General features: G+C 72.6%; 16 protein-coding genes. 15 read left to right on the forward strand and 1 reads right to left on the reverse strand.

Annotated features, from left to right (window positions below):
- Positions 1-54 precede the first annotated feature (54 nt).
- Genes fliD through ACTHMS_RS21815 form a run of 3 tightly spaced genes read left to right on the forward strand, consistent with a single transcriptional unit; the run spans position 55 to position 2218 of the window.
- The gene (fliD, locus tag ACTHMS_RS21805; protein WP_440308760.1) at positions 55-1407 is read left to right on the forward strand and encodes a flagellar filament capping protein FliD; all 1353 of its coding nucleotides are present in this window, start codon (positions 55-57) and stop codon (positions 1405-1407) included.
- Between the two features lie 8 nt (positions 1408-1415).
- Positions 1416-1865, forward strand: coding sequence for a flagellar export chaperone FliS (locus tag ACTHMS_RS21810; RefSeq protein WP_440308761.1), 450 nt, complete (start codon positions 1416-1418; stop codon positions 1863-1865).
- Positions 1866-1870: 5 nt separating this feature from the next.
- Positions 1871-2218 (forward strand): hypothetical protein, encoded by a 348-nt coding sequence (locus ACTHMS_RS21815; RefSeq protein ID WP_440308762.1) that lies wholly within the window; start codon positions 1871-1873, stop codon positions 2216-2218.
- A gap of 65 nt (positions 2219-2283) precedes the next feature.
- Here ACTHMS_RS21815 and ACTHMS_RS21820 read toward each other — a convergent pair whose 3' ends face one another.
- A complete protein-coding gene (locus ACTHMS_RS21820) occupies positions 2284-3270 on the reverse strand; it encodes a hypothetical protein (protein WP_440308763.1) in 987 nt (328 codons plus the stop codon).
- 309 nt (positions 3271-3579) lie between these two features.
- Between ACTHMS_RS21820 and ACTHMS_RS21825 the strand changes: the two genes are divergently transcribed.
- From ACTHMS_RS21825 to ACTHMS_RS21880, 12 genes are read left to right on the forward strand one after another with little or no spacing between them, the layout of a single operon-like run.
- On the forward strand, positions 3580-3921 hold the full coding sequence (locus ACTHMS_RS21825) for a flagellar basal body rod protein FlgB (protein ID WP_440308764.1): 342 nt from the start codon (positions 3580-3582) through the stop codon (positions 3919-3921).
- Between the two features lie 5 nt (positions 3922-3926).
- Positions 3927-4334, forward strand: coding sequence for a flagellar basal body rod protein FlgC (locus ACTHMS_RS21830; RefSeq protein ID WP_440308765.1), 408 nt, complete (start codon positions 3927-3929; stop codon positions 4332-4334).
- 3 nt (positions 4335-4337) lie between these two features.
- A complete protein-coding gene (locus ACTHMS_RS21835) occupies positions 4338-4697 on the forward strand; it encodes a flagellar hook-basal body complex protein FliE (RefSeq protein WP_440308766.1) in 360 nt (119 codons plus the stop codon).
- Complete coding sequence (gene fliF / locus ACTHMS_RS21840) at positions 4697-6301, forward strand: flagellar basal-body MS-ring/collar protein FliF (protein ID WP_440308767.1); 1605 nt, start codon at positions 4697-4699, stop codon at positions 6299-6301. Before ACTHMS_RS21835 ends, fliF begins: the two co-directional genes overlap by 1 nt.
- 19 nt (positions 6302-6320) lie before the next feature.
- The gene (gene fliG / locus ACTHMS_RS21845; protein ID WP_440308768.1) at positions 6321-7406 is read left to right on the forward strand and encodes a flagellar motor switch protein FliG; all 1086 of its coding nucleotides are present in this window, start codon (positions 6321-6323) and stop codon (positions 7404-7406) included.
- Positions 7390-8232, forward strand: a complete 843-nt coding sequence (locus tag ACTHMS_RS21850; protein WP_440308769.1) for a FliH/SctL family protein — start codon at positions 7390-7392, stop codon at positions 8230-8232. The genes fliG and ACTHMS_RS21850 overlap by 17 nt, the downstream gene beginning before the upstream one ends.
- Positions 8226-9545 (forward strand): FliI/YscN family ATPase, encoded by a 1320-nt coding sequence (locus ACTHMS_RS21855; RefSeq protein WP_440308770.1) that lies wholly within the window; start codon positions 8226-8228, stop codon positions 9543-9545. The genes ACTHMS_RS21850 and ACTHMS_RS21855 overlap by 7 nt, the downstream gene beginning before the upstream one ends.
- Positions 9535-9972, forward strand: a complete 438-nt coding sequence (locus ACTHMS_RS21860) for a flagellar FliJ family protein (RefSeq protein WP_440308771.1) — start codon at positions 9535-9537, stop codon at positions 9970-9972. Before ACTHMS_RS21855 ends, ACTHMS_RS21860 begins: the two co-directional genes overlap by 11 nt.
- Positions 9969-10991 carry a transglycosylase SLT domain-containing protein gene (locus ACTHMS_RS21865; RefSeq protein WP_440308772.1) on the forward strand — a complete coding sequence of 341 codons (1023 nt, stop codon included), beginning with the start codon at positions 9969-9971 and terminating at the stop codon, positions 10989-10991. Before ACTHMS_RS21860 ends, ACTHMS_RS21865 begins: the two co-directional genes overlap by 4 nt.
- Positions 10992-11049: 58 nt before the next feature.
- Positions 11050-13122, forward strand: a complete 2073-nt coding sequence (locus ACTHMS_RS21870; RefSeq protein WP_440308773.1) for a flagellar hook-length control protein FliK — start codon at positions 11050-11052, stop codon at positions 13120-13122.
- Positions 13123-13131: 9 nt separating this feature from the next.
- Positions 13132-13608, forward strand: coding sequence for a flagellar hook assembly protein FlgD (locus ACTHMS_RS21875; RefSeq protein ID WP_440308774.1), 477 nt, complete (start codon positions 13132-13134; stop codon positions 13606-13608).
- Between the two features lie 58 nt (positions 13609-13666).
- Positions 13667-14470, forward strand: a complete 804-nt coding sequence (locus tag ACTHMS_RS21880; protein WP_440308775.1) for a flagellar hook-basal body protein — start codon at positions 13667-13669, stop codon at positions 14468-14470.
- Positions 14471-14527: the final 57 nt, after the last annotated feature.

Raw genomic sequence — 14527 nt, forward strand, 5'->3', positions numbered from 1 at the left:
CCCCCGCCGCGCTACCCGCCCTCGTCCCGTTCCACTTCACATTCGGAGGATCAGGTGACCGCGCCCAGCAGTTACAACGTCAGCGGGCTCCTCGGTTCCAACACCATCGACACGACCACTCTGGTCAGCCAGTTGGTGCAGGCCGCAGCCGTTCCGCAGACCCAGCTGAAGACCCAGCTCTCGCAGGAGCAGTCGGTCCTCAGCGCCTACCAGTCGATCAACAGCAAGGTGACCGCCGTGCAGACGGCGGCGCAGGCGATGCTCGACCCCGCGACGTGGAACGCCACTGCCGCCGTCTCGAACAACACCGCGGTCGTCGCGTCGTCGACGTCCGGCGCCCAGGTCGGCACGACGACCTTCGACGTCACCGCACTGGCCAGCAGCCAGACGGTGACCGTCGCAGCGTCCAACGGCGCCATGGTCAGCAGCTCGACGGTGCCGATGACGGTGACCACGTCGAGCGGCACCTACGACGTGCCGCTGAGCTCGTCGGACACGCCGGCGGCGATCGCCGCGGCCATCAACGCGAGCGCGCACGGCGTGCACGCATCGGTCATCAAGACCTCGACCGGCGACATCCTGCAGATCACGTCGACCGGCACCGGCGTCTCGAACGGCAGCTTCAAGCTCGGTGTCGGCCGGAAGGCCGACGGCACGGCGGACGACTCGGTGAACCCGTTCGCGTCGACCCCGCAGGTACTCACGCCGGCGGCCGACGCGTCCATCACCGTCGGCGACCCGACCAAGGGTGGCTACACCGTCACGAGCTCGACCAACACCTTCACCGACGCGATCCCGGGCGTGACCTTCTCGGTCGCCGCCCTGGCGACCGGGGTGAAGGTCAGCGTGTCGTCCGACCCGTCGTCGATCAGCGACAAGGTCAAGTCACTCGTCGACGCCGTCAACGCGGCCCGCACCGAGATCGGCAACGACTCGGGCCAGGGCGGCGTGCTGCAGAGCCGCTACGAGGTCAGCTCGCTGTCGCAGGCGCTCGGCAGCGCGGTCAGCAGCCTGCCGGGCAAGATCTCGCTCAAGTCCTTCGGCATCGACATGGACAAGAACGGGGTGCTGTCCTTCGACCCGAGCGCCTTCAGCAGCGCGTACGCGGCGAGCCCGGCGAACACCCAGTCGGCGATCACCGCCTTCGCGACCAGCCTGAACGCGACGGCCACCGCGGCGGTCGCCCCGACCACCGGGACGATCACCAGCAGCATCGCCGCAGCGGCCACGCACTCGAAGTCGCTGAGCGACCAGATCGACTCGTGGTCGACCAGGCTGTCGGACCTGCAGAGCCGACTGCAGACGAAGTACGCCGCCATGAACACCGCGCTGGCCAAGCTGCAGTCGCAGCAGACCTACCTGACGTCGGTGTTGAAGGCGCAGGCGAACTCCGGCTCGAACAACTGAGGTAGGACATGTCCTTCGCCGACCACCGGGCCGAGTTCCTGCGCAACCGGGTCCTGACCGCGACGCCCGCCCAACGGGTCGTCATGCTCTACGACCGGCTCGCGCTCGACCTCAACCTGGCCCGGTCGGCGGAGGACGCGTTCGCCAAGGGGCAGGCCCTGAGCCACGCCATGGAGATCGTCACCGAGCTGCAGTCGAGCCTCGACCACAGCGTCGGTGGCCCCGCCGAGAACCTCGCCCAGCTCTACGGCTTCGTGCTGCGACAGCTCATGGAGGCCCGGGGCGGCGCCCTGGACGTGCTCGACTCGATCGAGGACGTCGTGCGCCCGCTGCGCGCCGCGTGGGCCGAGGCCGCCGACATCGTCGCCGGCGGCGCCGGCCTCCCCGCCGGTCAGTCGCCCTCGGGCTCGTGGCGCCCGCTCACGACGCCCGCCGCCTCGAGCGCCTGGGTGGGGTGATCCGCATGGCTCCCGCCGAGACGCCCTCGGCCGAGTGGGAGCGCGTGCTGGCCCTCGTCGAGGCCGAGACCGAGCACGCCGAGGCGCTGCTCGCGCTGCCCACCACCACCGAGGCCACCGCGTGGCTCGCCGCGCCCGCCGTGCTGCCCTCGCGCGCTCCCCTGCCGCCCGTCGAGACGATGCCCGACCTGACGCCGGAGCTGCGCGCCCGCATCGTCGCCCTGCGCGCCCGCATCATCGAGCTGCAGGAGCTGCTCGGCGCAGCGCTGCAGGACGCCCGCTGGCACATGGTGACGATGCTGCCGCCCGTCACCCCGGCCCCGGACCCGCAGTTCCTCGACCGCTTCGTCTGACCCCCGCCGCCCCAACCGGCGATGATCTCGGGAAAACCCCGGCAGGAGCAGGGATTCTCCCGAGATCATCGTCCGAAGGGGACGCCGAGTTCGTCGGCGCGCGCGAGCAACCAGGCGCGGACGCCGGCGACGAACGCCTCGGGCTTCCGCTGGATGTACGCGGGCGTCCGGTGGATGACGGAGTAGTGCAGCGTCGACAGCGCCACGTGCTTGTCGTCGGTGGCATCCGCGTCGACCGGCTCGCTGTGCCACTCGACGCTGTCGATCTCGAGCACCGCCATCAGCTCCGGCCAGCAGATGTCCGCGACGACGTACCCGCCGCCCGGCAGCAAGATGGTCCAGTTCTGCTGGAACGGCGCGAGGCCCGCACGGTGCAACAACGTCGCGGCCCGCGCCTCCGGCGCCGACCACGCACCGCCGCCGACCTCGTCGACGGCCTGCCGGAGATGCCTGCTGCCCCGCCGGGCGCAGTGCTGCAGCTCGGCGGCGAGCTCGTCGACGGTGCAGACCCGCGCGCGCACCGCCTGGGCCACGAGCGTGCGGACATCGTCCAGCTGCCGGCGTTCGAGGGCGAGATCGGTGACGGCACGGGCGAGCGGGACGCGGGCCGGGCCCGGCAGCAGTGCGCGCGGCGGCATGCGGATCGCCCGCCGCACCTGCACGAACCCGGCGCTGGTGACGCCACGGTGGTACGGCACCAGCACCAGGAGCCGATCGGGACGCGACACGCAGCGCAGTCCCTCGTCGGCGAGCGCGGCGGCGCCGGACAGCAGGGCCCCGTCGCCGGCGTACGCGAGCGCCGCGGCCTGCCGGTCGCCCCAGGTCATGGTGCCGCCGGTGAAGTAGGTGTGCGGCAACACCCGCTGCCACCGACCGGACCGGACGCGATGCTCGATGGCGGCCTCGGTGAGCCCGCGCTGCAACGCGCCCGCCGTGCTGAGGACGCGTGACGCCGGGCTCGGCCCGAAGATCGCCGGGTCATCGGGGATGCCGAAGTGCACGGGCAGCAGCGTGCCGCGTCCGGGCGTCCGCCCGTTCCGGCCTGTGGACAACGCCCGACCACCGCCCCGACCACCGCGATGATCTCGGGGAAACCCATGCTGGAGCACGGGTTTCCCCGAGATCATCGCGATCTGGAGGGGCCCGGGGGGCCGGGTGGCGCGGCGGGTGGCGCCGCAGGTGACCCGGCGGTCGACCCGGCGGTCGACCCGGTGGTGACCGGTGGTCCCGAGCGGGACGAAAGGCCCGACGTGTGTGATGAGCGTAAAGCCCACCCGCGCCGATGCCGATGACCAGGGTGAGCAACGGACTGCTCGCCGAACAACAGCGCCGACGGACCGGCCGGGCAACGGAGGTGTGCGGTGCTCGACGACATCGCGTCCGTCACGCTCCAGACCGCCATCGGCGGACTGGGTCTGCGGCAGCAGGTCACCGCGAACAACATCGCGAACCTCGAGACCCCCGGCTTCTCGGCCAGCCGCGTCGACTTCGAGAGCAGCCTCGCCGACGCGCTCTCGACCGGCAGTCCGACGGCCGCGCGCGTCACGACGCGCCCCACCGGCGACGCCGCAGGCATCAACGGCAACAACGTCAACCTCGACGACGAGTTCGTGCTGGCCACCAAGACCGGGCTGCAGGAGAAGCTGCTCACCGGTGAGCTGACCGCCAAGTACGGCCTCATCAGCACCGTCCTCAAGGGCTGATCCGCATGTTCGACGCCATCGACACTTCGGGCACCGGGCTCACCACGTACCGCACGTGGCTCGACGCCATCGCCAACAACATCGCCAACGTCAACGACGTGGCGCCGACCAACGGCAAGGTCTTCCAGGCCCAGTACGTGCAGGCGACCGCCAACGACGCCGGCCCGGACGGCGTCGGCACCGGCGTGCACGTCTCGAACATCGAGTACGGCAGCGCGCAGGGCCTGCTCGCCTACGACCCGAGCAACCCGCTCGCCGACAAGGACGGCAACGTGCTGCGGCCCGATGTCGACATGGAGGACCAGATGGGCTCGCTGATCATGTCCCAGCGTGCCTTCCAGGCTAACGCCAACGTGGTCGACCGCTCGAAGGACGTCTACGAATCCGCCATCGCGATCGGTAAGGGCCTCTAGACCATGGCGTTGGAAGCGATCGCCGCACTCAGCGGCGTCAGCGGCATGAGCAGCGCGTCCGGCCTGGCCGGTGCGAGCGGCCTCGGGCCCGCCGCCGGACTGTCCGGCCCGTCGGCCGCCGCGGCGCCGGGCGCCACCTCGGGCACCGACTTCGCCGGCGTGCTCGGTCAGGGCTTCGACGCGGTCCAGGCGACGCAGTCGCGCGCTGACAGCCTCGCCGTCCAGGCCGCCACCGGCACGCTGACCGACCCGTCGCAGCTCACCATCGCCGCCACGCAGGCGTCGCTGATGACCTCGCTCGCCACGACCATCGAGTCCAAGGCCGTCCAGGCGTTCAACCAGATCATGAGCATGCAGGCCTGATGAAGACGCAGATCACCGACACCAGCAAGAAGCTGTGGAACGACTTCCGCGGCTTCCCGATCGGCCAGCAGATCGTCGTCGGCGTCGCCCTCGTCGCCCTCGTCGTCGGCGGGTTGATCTACACCATGTGGACACCGTCCGCGACGTACGCGCCGCTGTACACGAACCTGGCGCCGACGGACGCGAGCGCCATCATCGACAAGCTCAACGCCAGTGGTACCCCGTACCAGCTGGCCGCGGCGGGCACCGAGATCGACGTGCCGCAGGACAAGGTCTACTCGGCGCGCCTCACCGTCAGCGCGGCGGGCCTGCCGTCGTCCGGCCAGACCGGCTACGCCCTGCTCGACAAGGAGGGCGTGACGACGTCCGACTTCAAGCAGCAGGTCGACTACCAGCGGGCGGTCGAGGGCGAACTGGCCCGGACGATCCAGTCGATCCAGGGCGTCACGGCGGCGTCCGTGCACCTCGCCATCCCGCAGCAGACCGTCTTCAACGACAGCTCGAGCAAGCCGACGGCGTCGGTGCTGCTCACCGTCGCGCCCGGCACGACGCTCACCACCCAGCAGGTGCAGTCGGTGGTGTACCTCGTCAGCTCCGCGGTGCCGAACATGGTGCCGGGCGGCGTCACCGTGGCCGACTCCAATGGCAACGTGCTGTCCGCGCCGGGCAGCGGCGTGACCGACGCCGCCGCGACCTCGACGCAGGTGCAGGCCACGCAGGCGAAGAACAACGAACTGCAGACCTCGCTGCAGGCGATGCTCGACCGGCTCGTCGGCCCGAACCACGCGACGGTGACGGTCAACTCGACGCTGAACTTCGACCAGACGCAGACGCAGACCACGACGCCGACGTACAACAAGAACGCCCCGCCGCTGTCGGTGCAGACCAAGACCGAGACCTACCAGGGCGGCAAGAACCCCGGTGGCACCCTCGGCACCGGCGGCACCACCGCCGGCGGCACCACGGTCACCGGCGGCGGCAGCTACAAGAACACCGAGACCACGCAGGACAACTCGGTGGGCAAGCAGACGACCTCAACGGTTGTTGCACCGGGCGGCGTGAAGCAGCTGTCGATCGCCGTGATGCTCGACAGCAACGTCAAGGGCGTCAACACCGCGGCGATCACGAACCTGATCAAGTCGGGCGCCGGCTTCAACGCCGCGCGCGGCGACCAGCTGTCGGTGCAGGCCCTGCCGTTCGACCAGACCTCGGCGAAGGCCGACGCGCAGGCGACGGCGGCCTCGCTCGCCGCACAGAAGGCGCAGCAGGCCCACGACGACCTGATGAGCATGATCCGCCAGGGCTCGATCGTCGGCGTCGTCCTGCTCGTGCTGCTGGTGGCCTGGCTGTCGAACCGCAAGCGTCTCAAGGCGCTGAAGGCCGCGGCGGCCGACGATGACGACGAGGACGAGGACGAGGACATCGACGACGACGACTTCCTGATGCCGCGCGGCGGCACCACGGTGCACCGCCCGGCGCCGGTCGAGGACGCCGCCATGCTCGCCGAGATGCAGGAGGCCGCGGCCCGCCGCAAGGCCTTCATCTCCCTCGCCGAGGAGCAGCCGGACGACGTCGCCCGGGTGCTGTCCGGCTGGCTGAGCTGACGAGAGGAGTCGTTGCACCATGACCTCCGCCACCGTCGTCCTGCCGACGCCGGCCTCGTCCGCGTCGACCGAGGTCGACGTCGTCCGTCCTGACCCGTTGCAGGGCATGACCAACCGCCAGAAGGCGGCCGTGCTCGTGCTGCAGCTGGGCAAGGAGGAGTCGGCCCGCGTGCTGGGCCGCCTCACCGACTACCAGCTCGAGGACCTCTCGGCCGAGATCGCCCGCATCGGCAACGTCTCCGGCGAGGTCTCGGCCGCCGTCATCGCCGAGTTCGCCGGCCTGATGAGCATGGGCAGCCCGGGATCGACCCGCGGCGGCATGGAGATGGCGCGCGACCTGCTGTTCGCGACCCTCGGCCCCGAGCGGGCGCAGGAGATGCTCGACCGGCTCGCGCAGAGCTTCGTCGAGCTGCCGTTCGCGTTCATGCAGAACCTCGACCCGCGCCAGATCATCTCGTTCCTGTCGGACGAGCACCCGCAGACCGCCGCCCTCGTGCTGGCGCACCTGCCCGTGTCCCTGGCCTCGCACGTGCTCGGCGGTTTCGACCGCGAGAAGCAGGCCGAGGTCGCGCACCGCATCGCCGTCATGGACCGCACCTCGCCGGACCTCATCCGGGCGATCGAGTCCACCCTGCAGCGCCGGCTCTCGTCGCTCGGCGTGGCCAGCGAACTGTCGGTCGTCGGCGGTCTGCAGCCGCTCGTCGACATCATCAACCGCAGCGACCGCGGCACCGAGAAGCTCATCCTCGAGGGCCTCGAGCAGCGCGACCCCGCACTGGCCGAGCAGATCCGCGCGCAGATGTTCATGTTCGAGGACATCGTGCACCTGGACGACAAGGCCATCCAGCTCATCCTGCGGCAGGTGCAGACCACCGACCTCGCCACGGCGCTCAAGGGTGTCGCCGACGCGGTGCGCGACAAGATCATGCGCAACATGTCGGGCCGCGCGGCCGAGAACCTGGTCGAGGAGCTCGAGATGATGGGTCCGGTGCGCCTCAACGTCGTCGAGGAGGCCCAGACCGGCATCGTCCGCGTGATCCGCCAGCTCGAGGAGTCGGGCCAGATCGTGGTGGGACGAGGTGACGAGGATGCCTTCGTCGCCTGACCCGCAGCCGCACGTGCTGCCCGACCTCGGGTCCGTCGCACAGCCGATGCCGCTGGAGGACCTGTCGGCACCCGGCACCGTCGCGCCGGCGCCGTCGGACGACGTGCTCGCCTGCCGTCCGCTCGACGAGCTCGCGCCCCGCCGCACCACGCGCCGCGCGGCGCCGCACCTGTTCGAGGTCGCGTCGCAGCGCGCGGGTACCGACGCCGAGTCGGCGCCCGAGCGCACGGCAGCCCAAGCGGCCGGCTACGCCGCGGGCTGGGCGAACGGCATGCGCGCCGCGAAGGCGGTCATGGCCGGCGAGGCCGCTGCCGCCCGGGACGCGGCTCAACAGGCGTTGCGTGCCGCCGAGGCGCGTCGCGCGTCGGCCTTCGCCGCCCTCGACGCGGCCGCGGCCCGACTCGAACGCAGCGTCGCCCCGAGTGCCGAACGACTGACCGACGAGGTACTTTCGGCTGCCTACGCCATCGCAGAGGCCCTGGTCGGGCATGACCTTCGTACCGATCCTGAGCGCGCCCAGCACGTGCTGGCTCATGTGCTGGCACTGACGCCCGATCACGAGGAAGTGATCGTGCGCCTCTCCCCCGTCGACTTCGCGACGCTGACGGCCGAAGGGGCCCCGCCGCGCATGGGCCGGCCGGTGCGCCTCGTCGCCGACCCGGTGCTGCAGCCCGGCGACGCCGTCGCCGTCAGCGGCGCGACCAACGTGGACGCGCGCATCACGGCCGGGCTCGCCCGCATCCGACTGGCCCTCGGCCTGAACGGCAGCCTCAACGGCAGTGGAGCCGTGGGAGCGTCCGACGTCATCGGTGGCGCCGCATGCTGAACCTGCTCGACCGCGTCGACGGTGCCGTCGGCGCCGCCGTGGCCGCCGGCCGCCCGCTCGTCTGTGGACGCGTGGAGCAGGTGCGCGGCCTGGCGGCGACGGTGTCCGGCGTCCCGGCGCGCGTCGGCGACCTCGTGCGCATCGGCGGACACACCTCGCTCGACGCGGAGGTCGTGTCGGTCGACGGCGCCACGGCGACGTGCATGCCGCTCGGCCCGGTGACCGGCATCGGCGTCGGCGACGTGGTCGTCGGCACCGGCGGCCCGATGACCATCGCGGTCGGCGACGACCTGCTCGGACGCGTGCTCGACGGGCTCGGCCGTCCGCTCGACGGCAGCGACCTGCCCGCCGGCCTCGCCCGGGTCAGCGTCGAGGCCGCGCCGCCGCACGCCCTGGCGCGGCAGCGCATCCGCCGCCCGCTCGGTATCGGTGTGCGCGCGATCGACACCATGACGCCGGTCGGCGTCGGGCAGCGCATGGGCATCTTCGCGGGCTCCGGCGTCGGCAAGTCCAGCCTGCTCTCGATGATCACGCGCGGCACCGCGGCCGACGTCACCGTGCTCGCGCTCGTCGGCGAGCGCGGCCGTGAGGTGCTCGAGTTCCTCGAGGACGACCTCGGCCCCGAGGGGCTGCGCAACGCGGTCGTCGTGGTCGCGACCTCCGACCAGCCGCCGATGGTGCGCCTGCGGGCCGCGTTCGTCGCCACCCGCATCGCCGAGCACTTCCGCGACGAGGGCAAGGACGTGCTGCTCATGATGGACAGCCTCACCCGGCTGGCCATGGCGCAGCGCGAGATCGGCCTGTCGGCCGGCGAGCCGCCGACCACGCGCGGCTACCCGCCCACGACGTTCGCCATGCTGCCGCGGCTGCTCGAGCGAGCCGGCGCCGGCGCCACCGGCTCGATCACCGGGCTGTACACCGTGCTCGTCGAGGGCGACGACCACAACGAGCCCGTCGCCGACGCCGCGCGCTCGATCCTCGACGGCCACATCGTGCTCGACCGGCACCTCGCCCACGCGGGCCACTTCCCCAGCATCGACGTGCTGCAGTCGGTCTCGCGGGTGGCGCCGTTCGTGACCACGCCCGACCAGCAGGCGATCGCCCGCGACGCCCGCCGGTTCCTGGCGGCCCGCCGCGAGGTCAAGGAACTCGTCGAGATCGGCGCCTACGCGCACGGCAGCAACCCGGTGGCCGACGAGGCCCTGGCGCGCTGGCCCGCGCTCGAGGCGTTCCTGCAGCAGGACCGGCACGACCTGACCCCGACCGAGCACTCGTGGATCGTCCTGCGGCAGGTGGTCGGCCATGGCGCGTAAGGGTTGGATCTACCAGCTGCTGCGCGCGCGGCAGGCGCAGGAGGACGTCGCCAAGCAGCGCCGCACCGCCGCCGAGATCACCGCCCGCCGCGCCCGCGCGACGCTGCGGTACGAGGCCGACCGGCTCTCGGTCATGGGCGAGGACCTGCAGCACCGCACGGTGTCGGCGTTCCTCGCGTCGTCCGCCGCGCTGCACGCCGCCGCTGCGACGCACGCGGCGGCCGAGCGCCAGGCCGAGCTGAGCGCCCGCGCGGCCGAGGACCGGCGCGCGGAACTGCGTGCCGCCGCCCGCGCCCGGCGCACCATCGAACAACTGCACGAGCGGCACCTCGCCGAGGAGCGCGCGGCGGCCCAGGCGGCCGAGCAGCGCGAGCTCGACGAGATCGCCGCCACCCGTCGGCCCGGCCTCGGGCAGGAGCTCACATGACCGCCCCCGTGGCGACCGACCTCACCTCGGTGATGTCCCGCATCAGCAGCATCCAGGCCATGATGGCCTCCCTCGCCGCGCCCGCCGTCACGAGCGGCGGCACCGCGAGCGCTGCAGCGACCCCGGCCACCGCCAGCGCCAGCGCGTTCGCGTCGACCCTGTCGTCGTCGGTGTCGTCGGTCAGCGGGGTCGCACCCGTCGCCGGCTCGACCGGCGTGACCGGCACCGACGTGGTGAACCAGGCGAAGACCTGGCTCGGCACGCCGTACGTGTGGGGCGGTGAGTCGCGCTCGGGCATCGACTGCTCGGGGCTGGTGCAGGCCACGTACCAGTCGCTCGGCATCTCGCTGCCGCGTGTGGCGGCCGACCAGGCCAGGCAGGGCACGGCGGTGCCGTCGCTCACCCAGGCCCAGCCGGGCGACCTGCTGGCCTTCGGCGACCCGGCCTACCACATCGCGATCTACCTGGGGAACAACCAGATGATCGAGTCGCCCGAGCCCGGCAAGACCGTGCACATCACCGACGTCTACCAGACGCCGAGCGCCATCCGCCGCATCGTGGGCACGGAGTCCGCCCAGGCGGCCACCGCCGCCGACACACGGTCGACGGCGGCGCTCGAGGCGGCCGGCATCAGCCCGCGCGTCGCCGCCTACGCCGACCAGTTCGCCGCGGCCGAGAGCCAGTACCAGCTGCCCGCCGGCCTGCTCGCCGCCGTGTGCCAGCAGGAGTCGGGCGGCAACCCGAACGCCGTCAGCCCGGCCGGCGCCCAGGGACTCATGCAGCTCATGCCGTCGACCGCGGCCGGCATGGGTGTCAATGCCTTCGACCCGGGCCAGGCGATCACCGCCGCGGCACGGATCCTGCACGGCAACCTCTCCGAGTTCGGCTCGGTGCCGCTCGCACTCGCGGCCTACAACGCCGGTGGAGGCGCGGTGCGTCAGTACGGCGGCGTCCCGCCGTACACCGAGACGCAGAACTACGTCCGTTCCATCACTGCGATGTGGGAGGCCGGCGGATGATCACACCCCACGAAATCGCTCCGCACAAGACGCTCCACGATTCCGCGGGGGCCCCGAGATGAGCGCCCCCCTGCTCCCGGGTGTCGCCACGCCCACGCCGTCCGACCCGCACGCCGCGACGCGTGGACGCGGTCGGGGCGCGACGTCCGCCGACCCGACGGCCGGCATCGACTTCGCCGCGCTGCTGCTCGCCCTGCCGGTCACGCCGACGGTGCCCGCCACCGGCGGCACCCCGGCGCCCGCGCACCCGGGCCGCGGAGCACACCCGGCCGCGGCCGATGACGCGATCGACGCGCTCGCCGCCGCAACCGCGGCCGGGACCGCGTCGCCGACCGCCGGCGCGACGCCCACCGCCCTTCCGGCCGGCGCCCTGCCGACCACGGCGGCGACGCCGCCGGGCACGGCGGCGACCGTCGCTGCGGCAGGCATGATCGCGGCGGCCGCCATGCCGAACGCGGCGCAGCCGATGCCCTCAACAATCGTTGCAGGCCCTGCTGCCACCACACAGACCGGCCCGGACGCGCCGGTGCGCACCGGCTCGGCGCCGATGCCGACCCCGATCCTTGCGCCTGCACCGTCGGCGCAGGCGTTCGACGCCGTCGACCCGGCCGCCCGCGCCGCCGCACCGATGGGACGGCAGGTTGCGAGCGGTCCGTCGGCGGTCGCCGCGCCCGTCTCGGCGACCCCGAGTGCGGTCGACACCTACCTCGACGCGACGCCGACCGCCGCACCGTCGACCGCTGCGGCGGCGCAGCCGGCCCCGGCCGCGGTCACGCCGCCGGCCACTGCCGCACCGCGCTCGGCCGCGCCGACGACACCGGTGCCCGGCCCGATGGCGCCGGTCGCGGCACCTGCCCCGCTGCCCGGCCACCTGCAGCGACCGCTGCTGCCGACTTCATCCGATGCCCCGCACGCCGCGGCAGCCGCGACGGCGGCGACTGTGACGAGTGTGGCGACTGCCGCGACCAACTCGCAGCCGCGGGCGACGAGCGCGCCCCGACCGGGCCCGATGACCGGCCCGTCGGTCAGCGCACCGACGCTGCAGCCGACGAGCGTCGCGACACCGCTGGTCGCACAGGCGCCGCAGATGACCGCGCCGACCGGCTCGGCCGTCCGCGAGGCGCTCGCCCGGCCGTTGCTGCACCCCATAGCACCGAGCACGTCGGCCGCGTCGAGCACCGCGACGCCCGATCCGACCACTGCCACCCCGCCGGTCGTGACCAACGCCGCGGCCGGCGACCCCGGGGCGCCGCCCAGCGCCGCCGCCCAGCCGTTCGACGCCGCCGTGCTGACGTCCCTGGCGACCGCGACGACCGCGGCGACCGCGACGACCGCGGCCACCGCGACGACCCGTCCGTCGCTCAGCCCGACGCCGGCACGCAACGACGACCGCCCGCTCGCCCCGATCCTCGGGACGTCGTCCGGCCGCGCCGCCGAGTTCGCCGGGCGGCTGCACCACGGCGTCACCCGGCTCACGGGCGACCGGGCCGACGGCCCGGTGTCGAGCTGGGCGCAGGCCGCCGAGCACGCGGCCCTCGACGCCGACGAGCCGGCAGCGTCGGCCACCGGTCCCCGCCCGACACCTGCCGCCGCGTCGAGCACGCCGACCGCGCCGACCGCGCCCGCCACGGCGGCGCCGATCGTCGCAGCACCGCAGCCGCAGCCGATGCCGGCGCCAGCCGCGGTCGACGCCCCGGCGCCGGTGACCGGGCCGGAGCCACGACCCGAGCTGCCGATCGTCAGCGCCCTCACCAAACTGCGCGGGCGCGATGGCGAGCACGAGCTCACGATCGAGCTCCACCCTGCCGAACTTGGTGCCGTGAGTGTGCGCGCGACGATCCACGACGGTGCGATCACCGTGTCGCTGCACTGCGCCGAACCGGCTGCCCAGGCCGCCGTGACCGCGTCCCTGTCGACGCTGCACGGCGAACTGCAGTCCGGCGGCTTCACCGGTGTCGACGTGTCCGTCGGCTCCGGGCAGCAGCAGGCGGCGCCCGGCGGGGGCCAGCCCGGCCACTCCGGCGCATCGCACGCCGACCAGCGCGGGGGCCGGCCGACGCCGGGCGACACCCCCGACCGCGCCCACCGTCCCTCCGTCACCGTCGACCGCGGTCTCGACCGCTGGCTGTAAGGAGCACCCATGACCAGCCCCCTCGCCGCCGTCGGCGCGACGCCGTTCGCCGGTACCCCGGCCACGGGCGTCGTGTCGTCGACGCCGCCGACCGCGGGCACCGACGGCTCGACGACGAGCAGCATGTCGGCCAGCCTCGACCCGCAGGCGTTCCTCCAGCTGCTCGTCGCGCAGCTCAAGTACCAGGACCCGAGCTCGCCGGTCGACACCTCGACGTTCATGCAGCAGACGGCGACCCTTTCGCAGGTGCAGACCATGAACACCATGTCCGACTCGCTGACGTCGCTGATCCAGATGTCGCAGATGCAGGCGGGCACGGAGATGATCGGCAAGTCGATCACCTACACCGACTCGGCCGGCACAGCACACACCGGCGTCGTCAGCGGGGTCTCGACCGGCGCCGGCAAGGTCACCGTCCAGGTCGGCAACGTCCCGGTCGCGATCGGATCCATCACCACCATCACCAACCCGACGCCTGCGGCCTGACGCCGGCACCCCTCCCCCACCCAGCCCTCGCAGTCCCCACCCCACCAAGGAGCACGTCATGCTGCGGTCCCTCTTCACCGCGATCTCCGGCCTCAGCGCACACCAGAAGATGCTGGACGTCACGGCCAACAACATCGCCAACGTCAACACGACCGGCTTCAAGTCGTCGTCCGCCATCTTCGAGGACACGCTGAGCCAGACGCTCACCGGTGGCGGTGGCTCGTCCGCGACCTCGGGCGGCACCAACCCGTCGCAGATCGGTCTCGGCGTCAAGTTCGCCGGCGAGGCGACCAACTTCACGCAGGGCTCGTACCAGACCACCGGCGTGCCCAGCAACATGCTGATCAACGGTGACGGCTTCTTCGCCGTGCAGAAGAACGGCCAGCAGCAGTTCAGCCGCGCCGGCGGGTTCACCCTCGACGACGCCGGTCACCTGGTGCTGCCCGACGGTGCCGAACTCGAGGACGCCAACGGTGCCGTCATCTCGCTGCCGGGCCTCGTCGACGGGACGTACTCGTCCTACAGCATCGACCAGAACGGCAACATCAACGCCGTCGACTCGACCGGCACCACGACGACGCTGGCGCAGGTCGGCCTGGCCACCTTCGCCAACCCCGGCGGCCTGTCGAAGGCGGGCGACACCTCGTACCTGGCGACGACCGCGTCGGGCGCGCCGACCATCGCAGCCCCGAACACGGGCTCGGCCGGCAGCATCACGTCCGGCTACGTCGAGATGAGCAACGTCGACCTGGCGCAAGAGCTCACCAACCTGATCATCGCCCAGCGCGGCTACCAGGCCAACGGCAAGGTCATCACCACCTCCGACGAGGTGCTGCAGACCCTGGTCAACCTCAAGCAGTAAGCGCAGTCCTGCGCGAACTCGGCCGGACCGCCCCCGCACACGGGCGGTCCGGCCGAC

It is taken from the genome of Jatrophihabitans sp., from assembly GCF_051960575.1.
GTDB lineage: Bacteria > Actinomycetota > Actinomycetes > Mycobacteriales > Jatrophihabitantaceae > JBQCEE01.